This is a genomic window from Streptomyces lichenis (genome assembly GCF_023218175.1).
Taxonomy (GTDB): Bacteria; Actinomycetota; Actinomycetes; order Streptomycetales; family Streptomycetaceae; genus Streptomyces; species Streptomyces lichenis.
The window spans coordinates 106937-121484 of sequence record NZ_JALPTH010000003.1 but is presented as its reverse complement, the minus strand read 5'-3'; the positions used below and the strand labels follow the sequence as shown (position 1 = coordinate 121484).

The 14548-nt window shown below is 73.1% G+C and carries 11 protein-coding genes, 2 tRNA genes and 1 pseudogene; 7 read left to right on the top strand and 7 right to left on the bottom strand.

All coding sequences use genetic code 11. The features are described from left to right. Window positions 1-239: 239 nt before the first annotated feature. Window positions 240-313: transfer RNA gene (locus M1O15_RS04150), tRNA-Lys, on the bottom strand. A 187-nt stretch (window positions 314-500) separates the two neighbouring features. Here M1O15_RS04150 and M1O15_RS04145 point away from each other — a divergent pair. After that, a complete protein-coding gene (locus tag M1O15_RS04145) occupies window positions 501-1814 on the top strand; it encodes a peptidoglycan-binding protein (RefSeq protein ID WP_248631791.1) in 1314 nt (437 codons plus the stop codon). Window positions 1815-3237: 1423 nt separating this feature from the next. Here the strand turns inward: M1O15_RS04145 and M1O15_RS31330 are convergent. Continuing rightward, window positions 3238-3465: a hypothetical protein gene (locus tag M1O15_RS31330; protein ID WP_282576266.1), complete on the bottom strand. Its 228-nt coding sequence runs from the start codon at window positions 3463-3465 to the stop codon at window positions 3238-3240. On the opposite strand from M1O15_RS31330, the pseudogene M1O15_RS04140 reads away from it, so the two are divergent. From M1O15_RS04140 to M1O15_RS04130, 3 genes and pseudogenes are all read left to right on the top strand, one after another. Beyond that, window positions 3377-4765: pseudogene (locus M1O15_RS04140) on the top strand (SPFH domain-containing protein); the annotation flags it as partial. The gene M1O15_RS31330 and the pseudogene M1O15_RS04140 overlap by 89 nt on opposite strands. 192 nt (window positions 4766-4957) lie before the next feature. After that, entirely contained in the window at window positions 4958-5548 is a 591-nt protein-coding gene (locus tag M1O15_RS04135; protein ID WP_248631790.1) for a lytic polysaccharide monooxygenase auxiliary activity family 9 protein, read from the top strand. A gap of 159 nt (window positions 5549-5707) precedes the next feature. Beyond that, a tRNA-Lys gene (locus tag M1O15_RS04130) sits at window positions 5708-5781 on the top strand. 175 nt (window positions 5782-5956) lie between these two features. On the opposite strand, the gene M1O15_RS04125 is transcribed toward M1O15_RS04130, so the two are convergent. From M1O15_RS04125 to ehuB, 5 genes are all read right to left on the bottom strand, one after another. Next, the gene (locus tag M1O15_RS04125; RefSeq protein WP_248631789.1) at window positions 5957-6715 is read right to left on the bottom strand and encodes an IclR family transcriptional regulator; all 759 of its coding nucleotides are present in this window, start codon (window positions 6713-6715) and stop codon (window positions 5957-5959) included. A 273-nt stretch (window positions 6716-6988) separates the two neighbouring features. Continuing rightward, the gene (gene ehuA / locus M1O15_RS04120) at window positions 6989-7768 is read right to left on the bottom strand and encodes an ectoine/hydroxyectoine ABC transporter ATP-binding protein EhuA (RefSeq protein ID WP_248631990.1); all 780 of its coding nucleotides are present in this window, start codon (window positions 7766-7768) and stop codon (window positions 6989-6991) included. Between the two features lie 7 nt (window positions 7769-7775). Further along, window positions 7776-8426, bottom strand: coding sequence for an ectoine/hydroxyectoine ABC transporter permease subunit EhuD (ehuD, locus tag M1O15_RS04115; protein WP_248631788.1), 651 nt, complete (start codon window positions 8424-8426; stop codon window positions 7776-7778). After that, the gene (gene ehuC, locus M1O15_RS04110; protein ID WP_248631787.1) at window positions 8423-9082 is read right to left on the bottom strand and encodes an ectoine/hydroxyectoine ABC transporter permease subunit EhuC; all 660 of its coding nucleotides are present in this window, start codon (window positions 9080-9082) and stop codon (window positions 8423-8425) included. Before ehuC ends, ehuD begins: the two co-directional genes overlap by 4 nt. Next, window positions 9079-9966 (bottom strand): ectoine/hydroxyectoine ABC transporter substrate-binding protein EhuB, encoded by an 888-nt coding sequence (ehuB, locus tag M1O15_RS04105; RefSeq protein WP_248631786.1) that lies wholly within the window; start codon window positions 9964-9966, stop codon window positions 9079-9081. The genes ehuC and ehuB overlap by 4 nt, the downstream gene beginning before the upstream one ends. A gap of 273 nt (window positions 9967-10239) precedes the next feature. Here ehuB and M1O15_RS04100 point away from each other — a divergent pair, with 273 nt between their 5' ends. The 3 genes from M1O15_RS04100 (at window position 10240) to M1O15_RS04090 (ending at window position 14467) form a co-directional block, all read left to right on the top strand. Continuing rightward, entirely contained in the window at window positions 10240-10974 is a 735-nt protein-coding gene (locus tag M1O15_RS04100) for a maleate cis-trans isomerase family protein (protein ID WP_248631785.1), read from the top strand. 382 nt (window positions 10975-11356) lie between these two features. Next, window positions 11357-12478, top strand: a complete 1122-nt coding sequence (locus M1O15_RS04095; protein WP_372499342.1) for an LLM class flavin-dependent oxidoreductase — start codon at window positions 11357-11359, stop codon at window positions 12476-12478. A 276-nt stretch (window positions 12479-12754) separates the two neighbouring features. Then, window positions 12755-14467, top strand: coding sequence for a glycosyl hydrolase family 18 protein (locus tag M1O15_RS04090; RefSeq protein WP_248631784.1), 1713 nt, complete (start codon window positions 12755-12757; stop codon window positions 14465-14467). Window positions 14468-14548: the final 81 nt, after the last annotated feature.

Below are 14548 nucleotides of genomic sequence, written 5' to 3'. Positions count from 1 at the left end.
CCGCGCGTGTGTCCGTCTCCCCTCCGCATCCCGTCCGCCGCCGGGCCGCCCCCGAGGACCACCGCCACCAGCGATGACGGTCGCCCCTCGAAGGCATGGGGAACAGGATAGGGGCCGCCGCGGAGCTGATCGGTCCGCATAGCCGAAACCGCCCCGCGGGCCGCTCGGATGTGCTGAGGTGCACACCGGCGGCGCGAGCGAGGCCCCTCACCGATGGTGAGGGGCCTCGCTGCGATGCGTGCGCCGCCAGGGACTCGAACCCCGGACCCGCTGATTAAGAGTCAGCTGCTCTAACCAACTGAGCTAGCGGCGCCTGCTGACCTGCGTAACTCTACCCGACTCCCGAAGTGCTCCCGGCCTGTCGGCTCCCCTTTTATCCCATTTAGGACGTCAAAATGCCTTATGTCAGATCGGTTGTGTGTGCGGTCACACCGGCTGAGACCCCGCCGCCCGCCGTCCGCTGACGTCCGCAGCACCGGAAGACCCTGGAGGGAAACCACATGGCCGCACCGGTCTTCGAGGAGTACGAACCCGCCGCCGACTGCCCCTGCCCCGGCTGCGCCCGCCGCCGGCGCGAACGCGCGCTCGCCCCCGGCCGGCGGGAGGGCGGCCACCCGGCCGCGCCCTGCGCCCGCGGCGCGGTGGTCCTGGTCACCGCCGCCGGTGTGGCCCTGGGCGCCGGCGGCGCCCCGACCGCGCTCGCCGCGCCCCCCGCCGCACCCGCCGGCGTACACCTCCCGTCCACCGCCACCGCTCCAGCCCACCGCCTCCTCCACGACCCCGACGACCCCGACGGGTCCGCCCCCCAGGGCAACGCCGGCCCCCTGCACGGCCGCCCCCTGGTCGACCCCGTGCTGCGCCCCACCACCCGGGCCCAGATCATGGAGCGAGCCGAGCGCTGGGTGGTCGCCAAGGTCCCGTACTCCATGGAGAAGTTCTGGAGCGACGGCTACCGTCAGGACTGCTCCGGGTACGTCTCCATGGCCTGGAACCTGGCCGGGAACGAATGGACCGGAAGCCTGGCGGCGTTCGGCACCCGCATCGAGCGCTCGGAGCTCCAGCCGGGCGACATCCTGCTCTTCCACAACGCGGCCGACCCCAACGCGGGCTCCCACGCCACCATCTTCGGCGGCTGGGTGGACGCGGAGCGCACCACGTACACCGCGTACGAGCAGGCCAGGCCGCAGACCCGCAAGCAGGCGACGCCCATGGCGTACTGGAACAACTCCGCCGCCTATGTCGCCTACCGCTACAAGGGCCTGACCACCACCACGGGCGGCAGCCCGGGCGTCTCGGCCCGCTGGCCCGGGGCGGCCGCCTTCGGCCCCGGCGCGAACAACGCGCATGTCACCCGGCTGGGGCGGCTGCTGACCGAGCGCGGCGGCAAGCGCTACTACCGCTCCGGGCCCGGCCCCCGCTGGAGCGACGCGGACCGCCAGGCCACCCGGGCCTTCCAGCGCGCCCAGGGCTGGAAGGGCCAGGAGGCCGACGGACTGCCCGGCCCGCACACCTGGCGGCTGCTGGTCACCGGCAAGGGCCGCGACATCGCCGCCACCGGCACCCCCGGCGCCTCCGCGTCCCCCTTCCCGGGCCGCGCCCACTTCCGCCCCGGCCAGTCCAACGCCCACGTCGAGAAGCTGGGCCGCCAGCTGGTCAAGCGCGGTTTCGGCCGCCACTACCGATCCGGCCCGGGCCCCCGCTGGACCGAGGCCGACCGCCGCAACGTCGAGGCCTTCCAGCGCGCCCAGGGCTGGCGCGGCGCCGCCGCGAACGGCTACCCGGGCCCGGAGACCTGGCGCCGCCTGTTCGCCTGACCCGCCCCAGGCCTGTTCGGAAGCCCAGAAGCAGACATCCAGAAAGAGGAGGAGGAGCCGGGTTGAGTACGGCGATGTCGGAGAGCGATCGGCCGATGCACGGCACCACGGCGTGCGAGGAGACGACACCCGGGGGGACGGCGGGAGCCGAGGAATCCACGCGAGCCGAGGGAGCAACGGCCATGGGGCCGCTCGCCGCGGGCAAGACCTCCGACCGGCCGATGGCCGCTGAGGAAACCCCCGGCCAGAGCCGAAGCGCGGCGCCCCGGGTGGTGGATCGTCGGGGGCCGGATCGGGGGGCGGGCGCCGGTGGTGAGACACCCGCCCGTCGGACGGCTGGTGAGGCCTCCTGGGCGGGGGGCGTGGTTCCGGATGGTGGGGCGGGTGTGCCGGTGGCTGTTGGGAGGGGCGCCGGTGGTGAGACGGCCGCCGGCCGGGTCGTGGCTGGTCGGGCGGCCGGGTCCCCTGCCACGGTGCCGACGGGCGGGGAGGGCGGTAGGGCGGCGCCTCGGAGGGTGGCCCAGGGGCCGGACGGCGGGGCGGGTGTCTCGGTGCCTCCGCCGGCCGGGCCCGCGCCCACGTCGCCGCCAGCTGCGGCCACGGCTGTGGTGCGGGGCGGGACACCCCCCGCGGCGACCAGCGGGACCACGTCGGCAGGCGACAGAGCGACCGACGAGGCACCCGGCGGCACCGTGACGACGGGGGCTCCGGCGCGCGGAGCCGACCGGGGCGCCCGGTCCGGAACGGTTGGGGTTCCGGCGCCCGGTGCCACGGCGACGGAGGCTCCGGCGCGCGGCGCTACGGCGGCCGGGGGCTCGGAGCGCGGTGCTGCGACTGCCGGTACTTCGGCGCCTGGGGCCGCGATGGCTGGGGCTTCGGCGCCTGGGGCCGAGATGGCCGGGGTTCCGGCGTCCGGCACCGAGACTGCCGGGGGCCCCGCGTCCAGCAAGGCGATGGCGGGGGTCCCGGCGCCTGAGGCTGCCGCTACGGCCGGGGGCCCGGCGCTCGGGGTAGCGACGGCCGGGATTCCGGCGTCCGGCGAGGCGACGGCATCTGGCGTCACGACCACCGCGGCCCCAGAATCGGGCGGGGCGACGCGGCTCGGCACCGCGACAGCCGAAATCCCGGCGCCCAGTGCCACGACGGCGGAGGTCCCGGCACCCGGCGCCGCGACTGCCGAGGCTCCGGTGTCCGCCAGCGCAACCAGAGCCCCGGCGTCCGACGAGGTGACGGCCGATGGCCCCACGCGCGACGGGGCGACGGCCGATGGCCCTGCCCCCGACGGGGCGAAGGCCGCCCCCGCCCTGCCGACGGCGCTCGCGGTGCCGCCCGGGGCGACCCCCGACGCCGGTCGGCCTGTACGGACGGGGCTGGACGGGCCGCCCGCCACCGACCAAGGGCCGGTACGGGCCGGGCTGAACCCTCAGGTGGAACCCCCGGCGGCCGGTTCGGCTACGAGCGGCGCGACCGCGACCGGGCCGGACACGAACAGGCCGAACGCGGCCGGGACCGCCGCGACCGGGTCAGCCGTGACCGCGCCGACCACGACGGCGTCCCCCTCGCCCGCGCCGACCACGACGGGCTCCGTCACGATCGAGCCGGCCAGGTCGACCGCTGCCTCGACCGCGCCGACCGCGGGCAACGTGCCCACCCCCACCACCGGGCCCCTGTCCCGTCCCGCGCTCGCCCCGCGTCGGGTGCCGGTGATCGGGGGGGACACCACCGGCCCCATCCCCGTGCACCTGCTGTTCCGCGACGACGAGCCGGACGAGGGTCCGGAGGGGGCGGGCGTCGCCGAGGCCTCGGGTCCGGCCCGCCGGACCGAGGGCGCGGTACGGGTGGGGGCACCCGTCCGCCCCGCCGGCGGCCCCTTCGCCGCCCTCACCGCCCGGGCGGCCCGGAGCACCCGGGGAACCCGGGCCGGTCACCGTCCCACCGACCCGGCGGGCGCCACCCGGCGGCCCGCGGCCGGCGCCCCCGCCCGGGCCTCGGCGACCGCCAAGCCCCCGGCCAAGGGCGCGCCGCGCCGTCCCGCGCCGACCGCCGACCGGGGGCTGGCCGAGCGGCCCGGCCCGGTGCTCCCCGGCTGGGCGGGCGCCTCGGTCGGTGTGGTCGCCGCCACCGGCTGCGCTGCCGTGCTCTGGCGGGTCGGCGCGATCCCGGACGAGCTGGCCCGGATGCTGGGCCTCGCCCCGTACCCCTTCCACGGCATTCCGCTCGCCGTCTGGGCCGTGCTGGCGCTGGGCGTGCTGGTGGTGCTGTTCGCGTTCGGCGGGCTGGCCCGCGGCCGGGTCGGCCACGCCTGGGTGCTCACCCTGTTCGGCGACTACCGCGGCACGGTGCGGCGGACCGGGCTGATGTGGGTGAGCCCACTGCTGCTGCGCCGCCGGGTAGACGTACGGCTGCGGCACTGGCGCAGCGAGCCGCTGCCCGCGATGGACGCCAACGGCACCGCGCTACGGGTCGTGGTGCTGGTGGTGTGGCGGGTCCGCGACACCGTACGCGCCGCGCTGGGCGTCGCCGACCACGAGCGCTATCTGCGCGAGCAGGTGGAGGCGGCGATGGCCCGGGTGCTGTCCCAGCTCCCGGCCGACGCCTTCCACGAGGACGCGCCGACCCTCCGGGACGCGGAGCTGGTGGGGGAGGCGCTGACCCGCCTGCTGCTCGCCGAGTGCGCCCCGGTCGGCATCGACGTCTTCTCGGCGCAGCCGACCCGCATCGAGTACGCGCCGGAGATCGCGGCCGCGATGCAGCGGGCCAGAATCGCCTCGATCGACGCCCGGCACCGGGACACCGTGCTCACCTCCGTGGTGGACGCCGTGGACGACATGGTCCACCGGCTGACCACGCGTGGTCTGGTCGAGCTGGACGACTACGACCGCAAGGCGCTGGTCAAGGACCTGACGGTGGCCTTCTACACCGGTCGCGGTGGTCTGCCGGAAGGCCCGTGATTGGTATGGACATGTTGAATCGGCATCCATACATTGGGACTTGGTCTAGACCGCAACGGCGCGACGGCGCCGTTATCCCCACCGGTCCGGCCGTACCTCCGCACGCGTGCAGCACGGTTCATCGCACTCCCTGAGTTCCCGAGCCCTTCGGAACTCCCGGAACCTCCCCCACGTTTCGTCTGGAGCGACAGCATGCGACAGAAGATAGGCACCGCCCTGGTCGCCCTCGGTGTGGCCGGGGCCTCCCTGATGGCCACCGGCAGCGCCAGCAGCCACGGGTACACCGACTCCCCGATCAGCCGTCAGAAGCTCTGTGCCAACGGCACGGTGACCGGCTGCGGCAACATCCAGTGGGAGCCCCAGTCGGTCGAGGGGCTCAAGGGCTTCCCGGGCGCCGGCCCCGCCGACGGCAAGATCTGCTCGGGCGGCAACGGCCCGTTCGCCCAGCTGGACGACCCGCGCGGCGGCAACTGGCCGGCCACCCAGGTCAGCGGCGGCCAGAGCTACACCTTCCGCTGGCAGTTCACCGCCCGCCACCGCACCACCGACTTCAAGTACTACATCACCAAGAACGGCTGGGACCGCACCAAGCCGCTGACCAGGGCCGCGCTCGACCCGCAGCCGTTCCTCACCGTTCCGTACAACAGCCAGCAGCCGCCGGCCACGCTGTCGCACCAGGGGACCATCCCCAGCGGCAAGAGCGGCAAGCACCTGGTGCTGGCCGTCTGGACGGTCGCCGACACGGCGAACGCCTTCTACGCCTGCTCGGACGTCCAGTTCTGACGGCAGCCCGACGCCGGGTCGTTCCGCCCACCGCCGGGCGGAACGACCGGGCCCGACCGGCCGCCCGGCTCGCCGTCCTCGCCTGCCTCCGCGACTGGAGTAACCCGCTGGTGGTCGTGAGCACCCCGGAGGACCGGGTACTATTAACTCTGTCAGCAGGCGCCGCTAGCTCAGTTGGTTAGAGCAGCTGACTCTTAATCAGCGGGTCCGGGGTTCGAGTCCCTGGCGGCGCACCGACGGAAAAGGCTCCTCGCGAAAGCGGGGAGCCTTTTCGTCATGCCTTGGCACAGGGTCCACCGGCACGGGAATCACCCGCCGCCGCCGGAATTCTCGGCCAGGCGACCGGCGCGGTACCTCGCGGCCGGCGCATTACGTCGCGACCGGCACGGTACATCGCGTCCGGCGTCTTCAGATGGCGAGCGAGAGCACCACCGGGGCGGCTCTTCGGTTCAGGGTGTCGGCGGCCGTGCGCAGCCGGTGCGCGTGCTCGATCGGCATGGAGAGCGCCAGGCAGCCCACCGCGGCGCCGGCGGTCAGCGGCACGGCCGCGCAGACGGTGCCCACCGCGTACTCCTGGAGGTCGAGCACCGGGACCGTCGCGGGCTGGCTGTCCAGCTTGGAGAAGAGCACGTTCTCGTTGGTGATCGTCCGCGAGGTGAGCCGGGCGATCTTGTGGCGGGCGAGGTGGTCCCGGCGGCCGTCCCGGTCGAGCTGGGTGAGCAGGCACTTGCCGACGGCGCTGGCATGGGCGGCGGAGCGGAAGTCGACCCACTCGTTCACCTTGGGCGCGTGCGGGCCGTCGGCCATCTGCGTGATCTTGACCTCGCCGTCGATGTAGCGGCTGATGTAGACGGCGGCGCCCACCGAGTCCCGCAGCTCGGTCAGGGTGTCCTGGAGCTTGGCCTGGAGCGCCTCGGGCCGGGTGACACCGGAGCCCAGCAGGACGAGCGAGTCCCCCACCACGTACGCGCCGTCGCCTATCTGCTCGACGTATCCCTCCCGCCGCAGCATCAGCAGCAGGGAGCTGAGGTGCGCCGTGGGCAACCCGGTCTCACGGGCGATCTGCGCGTCGCTGACCCCGCCGCCGTGGCGGGAGATCGTTTCGAGGACGCGCAGGGCGTACTGCACCGAATGGAACGGCGCGGTCGGCTCGGGCTTCAGCGCCACGGTTCCCCCACCTCAGGTTGTGACCGCATGCTTGCCTACCACGATAACCGCCAAGGCCCGTTCCATGGGCCCCCGTTGGCAAGAAAGTGCCCTGCCTCACGGGCATACGCTGGGACGGAACGCGGTGGCATATGCCCATGGCATTACTGTCGGCCGAAATCCATGGTCAGCGCGCCGCCGCCGACCGCCCCGGTGTCCCCCCGGCGCGCCCGCCGGTGCCGGCGGACCCGGGGACCCGGGGCCCCGGTGGCACCGGCGGCGATCGGCCGGGTTTCAGCGCACCGCGCCGAGGAAGTCCCGGGTCCGCTCCTGGACCGGGTCGGTGAAGATCCGCTCCGGCGGCCCGGACTCGATGACCTTGCCCCCGTCGAACATGAACACCTCGTCGGAGATGTCCCGGGCGAAGTTCATCTCGTGGGTGACGCAGAGCATCGTGATGTCGGTGGACCGGGCGATGTCCCGGAGCAGGTCGAGCACCCCGGCGACCAGCTCCGGATCGAGCGCGGAGGTCACCTCGTCCAGCAGCAGCACCCGCGGCCGCATGGCCAGCGCCCGGGCGATCGCCACCCGCTGCTGCTGACCGCCGGACAGCTGCGAGGGCTTGGCGCCGGTCTTGTCCGACAGCCCCACCAGCTCCAGCAGTTCGCGGGCGCGCTGCTCGGCCTCGTCCTTGTCCAGCCCGAGCACCCGCACCGGCGCCTCGGTGATGTTCCGCAGCACCGTCATATTAGGGAACAGGTTGAACTGCTGGAACACCATGCCGATTCTCTTGCGCACCTCCCGCCGCTGCTTCTCGTCGGCCGGGAAGAGCTGTCCGCCGTTGACCCGGATGAGTCCGGAATCCGGTTTCTCCAGCGTCATCAGCAACCGCAGAATGGTGGTCTTCCCGGAACCGGACGGGCCGATCAGGGTGACGTGCTTTCCGGATTCCACCGAAAAGCAGAGGTCGTCCAGGACGGTGTTGTCACCGAAACTCTTGGTGACATGGTCGAAGCGGATGATCTCCTCGGCGCCCGACCCGCGCGGCGCGGGACCGGAGGGGCGCGTGTCGATGGGCGTCTCAGCGGGCAAGGCGGCGCTCCAGGGTTCGTACCAGCAGGGATGCCGGATAGGCGATGAGGATGAAGGCGACACCGACCACCGTCAGCGGCTCGGTGTACTGGAAGGTGGCCGCGCTCTCCAGCCGCGACTGCTGGAGCAGCTCCAGCACGCTGATCGCGGCGAGCAGCGGGGTGTCCTTGAGCATGGCGATCACGTAGTTGCCCAGCGCGGGCACGATCCGGCGCAGCGCCTGCGGCAGGATCACCGCGAACCAGGTGCGGTGCGCGGGCAGGCTCAGCGCGGTCGCCGCCTCCCACTGCCCGGCCGGTACGGCGTCGATCCCGGCCCGGTACACCTGCGCGGTGTACGTGGAGTAGTGCAGCCCGATGGCGATCGTGCCAGTGGTGAAGGCGGAGAACTGCACACCCCACTCCGGCAGCACGAAGAACAGGAAGAACAACTGCACCAGCAGCGGGGTGGTGCGGATGAACTCGGTGACCGCCTGCACCGGCCAGCGCACCAGCCGGCTCGGCGCGCGGAACCCGGCCGCCCACACCAGCCCCAGGGTGAAGGAGATCAGCGAGCCGAGCACCAGAACCTGGAGGGTGACCAGCAGCCCGTCCCACAGGCGCGGCAGGAAGTCCACCACCGCGGACCAGTCCCAGTTCACTTGGCCACCACCCCCAGATTGGCCTTGGTCCGGCGTTCCAGCGCCTTCATGGAACGGGTGATCACCAGCGAGATCAGGAAGTAGACCACCAGGATGATCGTGTAGATCTGGGCGCTCTCCTGGGTCGCCAGCCGCACCAGATAGGCCGCGAACGACACATCGCCCACCCCGAGCAGCGACACCAGCGCGGTGCCCTTCAGCAGCTCGACCAGCAGGTTGCAGAACGGCGGGATCATCTCCGGCACCGCCTGCGGCAGCACGATCAGCCGGGTCCGCTGCCAGGGTGTGAAGCTCAGCGCGACCCCCGCCTCGCGCTGGGCCGGTGCCACGGCGCCCACCGCCCCGCGGACGATCTCCGCCCCGTACGCCCCGTAGGACAGTCCGAGCGCGAGCACCGCCGCCCACATCGGCACCAGCTGCCAGCCCAGCAGCGGCGGCACCACGAAGAACAGCCAGAACATCAGGATCAGCGCGGAGGTGCCGCGGAAGACCTCGGTGTACGCGGTGGCCAGGAAGCGCACCAGCCGGGAGCGGTGGGTGCGGGCCAGCCCGACACCGAAGGCCACCACGGCGGCCAGCGCCGCGCTGTAGACGAGCAGTTGCACGGTGATCCAGATGCCGGGCAGCACCCAGGTCTCCCAGAGTCCGGCGGTCATCGGCACAGCTCCTCGGCGGTGAGCGTCGTCATCTCGTCCCTGGTGAACCCGAACCGCTTCATCACACGGAAGAGTTCGCCGCTCTTCCGCATCTTCCGCAGCTCGGTGTTGAAGGCGTCCCGCAGCGCGGAGTCGGTGGGCCGGAAGGCGAAGCCGCCCGCGTCCACCCGCTTCTCCCCGTCCACGACCGCCGCGAAGGCCTCGGTCGCCTCGGCCCGGGAGCTCTTGCGCACCACCTCGCGGGCGGTCAGCGCGGTGCCCGCGAAGACGTCGACCCGGCCGGACTCCACCGCGTTCAACCCGGCCACCTGGTCCTGGAGAATGACGATGTCCTTCTCGGGGTACCCGGCCGCCACGGCGTAGCCGATCTGGGCGTAGCCGGTGCCGGTGGCGAACCTCGCCCCGGCGCGCACCACGTCCTCGTAGGACCGCAGCCTCCTGGGATTGCCCTTGCGCACCACGAACGCGTCGAGCATCTGGTACTCGGGGTCGCTGAACACGACCTGCGCGCACCGCTCCTTGGTGATGTACATCCCGGCCGAGACGACGTCGAACTGCTGGGAGTTGAGGCCGGGGATCAGGGAGGCGAAGTCGGTGGCGACCGGCTGTACGTCCGCGATACCGAGCCGGCGGAACACGATCTTGGCCAGTTCCGGCGCCTCGCCGGTGAACTCGCCCTGCTCGTCCACATATCCGTAGGGCACCTCGCCCGCGATGCCGAGGCGGACGGTGCCCTGGGATCTGAGCCGGTCGAGGGTGTCCCCGGACGCCACCCGGCTGCACCCGGCGGTGGCCGCGACGGCACCCAACGCACCGGCGGTGGAGAGCAGAAGAGCGCGCCGCCGCAACGGCGCCCGTAGGGCTGATCGAACTGTTCGAGCCATGGGCGCGCGGCTACCCAAGGCCACTCCGCGCCATGCCCACCGGGCGGCCCACCGATACCGGACCGTGTCCTCGCCCCCCGAACCGCGCCCCCTTCGCCCCTCTTTCCGCCCTTCTCCGCCCCCGGTGCCCGGCGGTCGCCCGGCGCGTGCACAGGACTATCCGGGGGAACCCTGGGCAACCGTCACCGGACGGGCGCCCGGCGGCCCGCCCCGCCCGGTCACCATGGGGGTGGTCGCCCCCAGGGCGCGGCCCCAAGGTCAGGAGGGTGTGACATGACGACGGTCGGACTGCTCTATCCCGGGCATGCCGCCGAGGACGACTACCCCCGGATGGAGACGCTGCTCACCGGCGTCCGGGTGTCGGTCGTCCACACGGACGCCGAGGAGACCCCGGCCCGGCTGCCGGCCGGCGGCGTGGCCGGGGCGGTGGAGGCCGGCACCACCGGCCGGCTCGCGGACGGGATGGAGGAGCTACGGCTCTCCGGTGCCGAGGCGGTGGTGTGGGCGAGCACCCGGGGCGCGTTCGGCGCCGGCTGGGAGGGCGCCCAGGAGCAGGTCCGCTCGCTCGCGCTGGCCGCCGGACTGCCCGCCTCCAGCACCGCCGTCGGGTTCGCCCACGCCGCCCGCGCCGTGGGCGCCAAGTCGGTGGCGGTGGCCGCGATCTACCCGCAGGAGGCCGCCGACCGGTTCGGCGCCTTCCTCCAAGAGGCCGGCCTGGAGGTGCTCGCCACCCGGGCGGCCGGTGTCGCCACCGCCGCGGAGGCCGCCCGCTGGGACGGCGACCGCCTGCTCGAACTGGTCCGGGCCGCCGACCACCCGGAAGCCCGGGCCGTCCTGGTCCCCTGCACCGCCCTGCGCACCGTCGGCCATCTGCCGGCCCTGGAGTCCGCCGTCGGCAAACCCGTGCTCACCGCCAACCAGGTCACCGTCTGGGAGGGCCTCCGCCTCGCCGAACGCCACGGCGCCTGGTCCGACGAACTCGGCGCACTGTTCGCCCGCCGCGACTGACGCGTGCCGCGCCGGGACTGGCGGAGTCCGCCGCGACTGACGTGGGCCGCCACGGCTGGCGGAGCCTGCCAGGACTGGCGCGGGCCGCCGCGACTGGCGCGGGCCGTCGCGACCGACGGAGCCTGCCAGGACTGACGCGGGCCGCCACGACTGGCGGTCGAAGCACGGGGTGACGGGCCCCTCCGCCATGGAGGGGCCCGTCCGGCTCTCCGCCCCCGGCGCCCACCGCCGCGGCACCCCCCCGGCGCCCACCGGCGCGGCACCCGCCCCCCGGCACCCGCCCCCCGGCACCCACCCGCCCCCGGGAGTAACCCGGGAATAACCGGAGACACCCTCCTGTTATCTCCCCGGTACGAGATTTCCGCGCAGGAGGGCCACACCGGTGACCGACGACGACACCAGGCGAGAAGGGCGAGACCGGCGAGAAGAGGCGCGGGGCCCAGGCGGCATCCGGGGCGCCGTACGGGGCTCCGCGCCCGTGCCCTTGTCGGTGCTCGACCTGGTCACCGTGGGCAGCGGGTCCACCGCCACCCGGGCCCTGGAGACCAGCGTCGCGCTCGCCCGGCTGGCCGAGCGGCGGGGGTTCCACCGCCACTGGGTCGCCGAGCACCACTCCATGCCCGGGGTCGCCTCCTCCTCCCCGGCGGTGATCCTGGCCCATCTGGCCGCCCACACCCGGCGCATCCGGCTCGGCTCGGGCGGCGTGATGCTGCCCAACCACGCCCCGCTGGTCATCGCCGAGCAGTTCGGCACCCTGGAGGCGATGGCCCCCGGCCGCGTCGACCTGGGCCTCGGCCGCGCCCCCGGCACCGACGGCGCCACCGCCGCCGCCCTGCGCCGCACCGACCGGCTGCGCGAGGGTGCGGAGGACTTTCCGCAGCAACTCGCCGAGCTGGTCCGCTTCCTGGACGACGACTTCCCGGACGGGCACCCCTACTCCCGTATCCACGCCGTGCCCGGACCGGTGCAGGGACCGAACGGCCGGCCCCCGGTCTGGCTGCTCGGCTCCTCCGGGTTCAGCGCCCAACTGGCCGGCGAGCTGGGGCTGCCGTTCGCCTTCGCCCACCACTTCTCGGCCCGCAACACCATCCCCGCGCTGGACCTGTACCGGGAGTCCTTCCGTCCGTCCGCGCTGCTGGACACCCCGTACGCGCTGATCGGGGTCTCCGCCTTCGCCTCGGAGGACGAGCGGGAGGCCCGCCGGGAGGTGCTGACCGGGGCGCTCTCCATGATCCGGCTGCGCACCGGCCGCCCCGGTCTGGTCCCCACCCCCGAGGACGCCGAGGCGTACCCCTTCAGCGACGTCGAGCGCGACTTCGTCGACGGCTGGCTCGCCAACGTGGTGTACGGGACCCCCGGAGAGGTACGGGCCGGGCTGGACGACCTCCGGAAGCGCACCGGCGCCGACGAGTTGATGATCACCTCGAACGTGCACGGGACGGAGGCCAAGCTGCGCAGCTACGCGCTGATCGCGGACGCCTACGGGCTGCCGGACGCCGACTGAGCAGCCGCGATTTGAGAGGATGTGGTTCCCGCTCGGGAACGGATGCACAAGATCCCTAAGTGAACCTTAAACCGCTTGTCACCGATGGTGGCAGGCGGTTCTTCTTTACCTCCCCACGCTTCTGACAAGGCGTTTCCCTGCCCGAATGGTCTAGTCCTCATTTGGTTCGGACCATTGACGGCCCGTTCACCCGGCGGCAATCTTCCTCCACCGGACCGCACTTCCCGTCCCCCCCGGTCCCCCCGCCTTGAACACCCCCGCCCCCGGAGGCCGTACGTGCACCACCGCAGACCCCTCATCGCCGCGCTGACCGGCGCCGCGCTCGCCGCCGGCGCGCTGGCCGGTTTCGCCGGAGCCGGTACCGCCTCCGCGCAGTCCGCCCAGCAGGCCGGGGCCGCCGCCGCGCCCGCCTCCGGCGGGGTGAAGATCGCCTACTACGACCAGTGGAGCATCTACGGCAACGCCTTCTACCCCAAGCACCTCGACACCCGGGGCATCGCCGGCAAACTGGACGTCATCAACTACTCGTTCGGCAACATCCACCCCACCGACCTCACCTGCTTCATGGCCAACAAGGCCGCCGGCGACGACGCCAACCCCAACGCCGGTGACGGCGCGGGCGATTCCTACGCCGACTACCAGCGCTCCTTCAGCGCGGCCGACAGCGTGGACGGCGTCGCCGACAAGTGGGACCAGCCGATCACCGGCGTCTTCAACCAGTTCAAGGAACTGAAGGCCAAGTACCCCAAGCTGAAGATCAACATCTCACTGGGCGGCTGGACCTACTCCAAGTACTTCCACGACGCGGCCAAGACCGACGCCGGCCGCAAGAAGCTGGTCTCCTCCTGCGTCAAGCAGTACATCCAGGGCGACCTGCCGGTGGAGGGCGGCTTCGGCGGCCCCGGCACCGCCGCCGGCATCTTCGACGGCATCGACGTCGACTGGGAGTACCCGGGCTCGCCCGACGGCCACCTCGGCAACCACTACGGCCCCGAGGACAAGCAGAACTTCACCCTGCTGCTCGCCGAGTTCCGCAAGCAGCTCGACGCCTACGGCGCGGCCAACGGCGGCAAGAAGTACCTGCTCACCGCCGCTCTGCCGGCCGGCCAGGACAAGATCAAGCACATCGAGACCGACAAGATCGGCGCGTACCTCGACTACGCGAACATCATGACGTACGACATGCACGGCGCCTGGGACGGCGACGGGCCCGCGTACCACCAGTCCCCGCTGTACTCGCCGGCCTCCGACCCGACCGACCCCGTCAAGCCCGGCACCCAGAAGTACTCGGTGGACAACGCCATCGACGCCTACCTCGACGGCAACCCCGCCTACGGTGTCACCGGCGGCTTCCCCGCCAACAAGCTGACCCTGGGCTACGAGTTCTACTACCGCGGCTGGAAGGGCGTCCCGGCCGGGGCGAGGAACGGCCTCGGCCAGCCCGCGACCGGCGGCTCCGCCGCCCGCCCGCTGAGCCAGCAGGCCGGTATCGCGCACTACAAGGAGCTCGGCGGCATCGTCGACAACCCGGCCACCACCTTCTGGGACGACGAGGCGAAGGCCGCGTACTTCCACAAGGACGGGGAGTTCTTCACCGGCCTGGACAAGCGGGCGATCCAGGCCCGCGCGGAGTACGGGCGCAGCCGCGGTCTGGCCGGCGCGATGATGTACTCGCTGATCGGGCTGGACGACCGCACCACCCTGCTCAACGAGATCGTGGCCGCCCTCGGCACCACCCCCGACCCGACCCCGACCCCCACTCCTACCCCCACCCCGACTCCCACCCCCACCCCGACTCCCACGCCGACCCCCACCTCCACCCAGCCGACCGGCTGCGCGGCGGCGGCCTGGAAGCCGGCCACCGAGTACACCGGCGGCACCCAGGTCTCCCACAAGGGCCGTACCTGGAAGGCCAAGTGGTGGACGAAGGGTGAGGAGCCCGGCACCACCGGCGACTGGGGGGTCTGGCAGGACCTCGGCGCCTGCTGACCTGACCCCACCGACCGCCACCCCACCGGCCGCCACCCCGGCGGCCCGCTGACCCGCCCGCCCCGCCCGGCTCCTCACCCC

Excerpts from the sequence above, each read along its gene's own strand:
- M1O15_RS04145 (WP_248631791.1), top strand. The coding sequence starts at position 501 with ATGGCCGCACCGGTCTTCGAGGAGTACGAACCCGCCGCCGACTGCCCC.
- M1O15_RS04135 (WP_248631790.1), top strand. The coding sequence starts at position 4,958 with ATGCGACAGAAGATAGGCACCGCCCTGGTCGCCCTCGGTGTGGCCGGG.
- ehuC (WP_248631787.1), bottom strand. The coding sequence starts at position 9,082 with ATGACCGCCGGACTCTGGGAGACCTGGGTGCTGCCCGGCATCTGGATC.
- ehuB (WP_248631786.1), bottom strand. The coding sequence starts at position 9,966 with ATGGCTCGAACAGTTCGATCAGCCCTACGGGCGCCGTTGCGGCGGCGC.
- M1O15_RS04100 (WP_248631785.1), top strand. The coding sequence starts at position 10,240 with ATGACGACGGTCGGACTGCTCTATCCCGGGCATGCCGCCGAGGACGAC.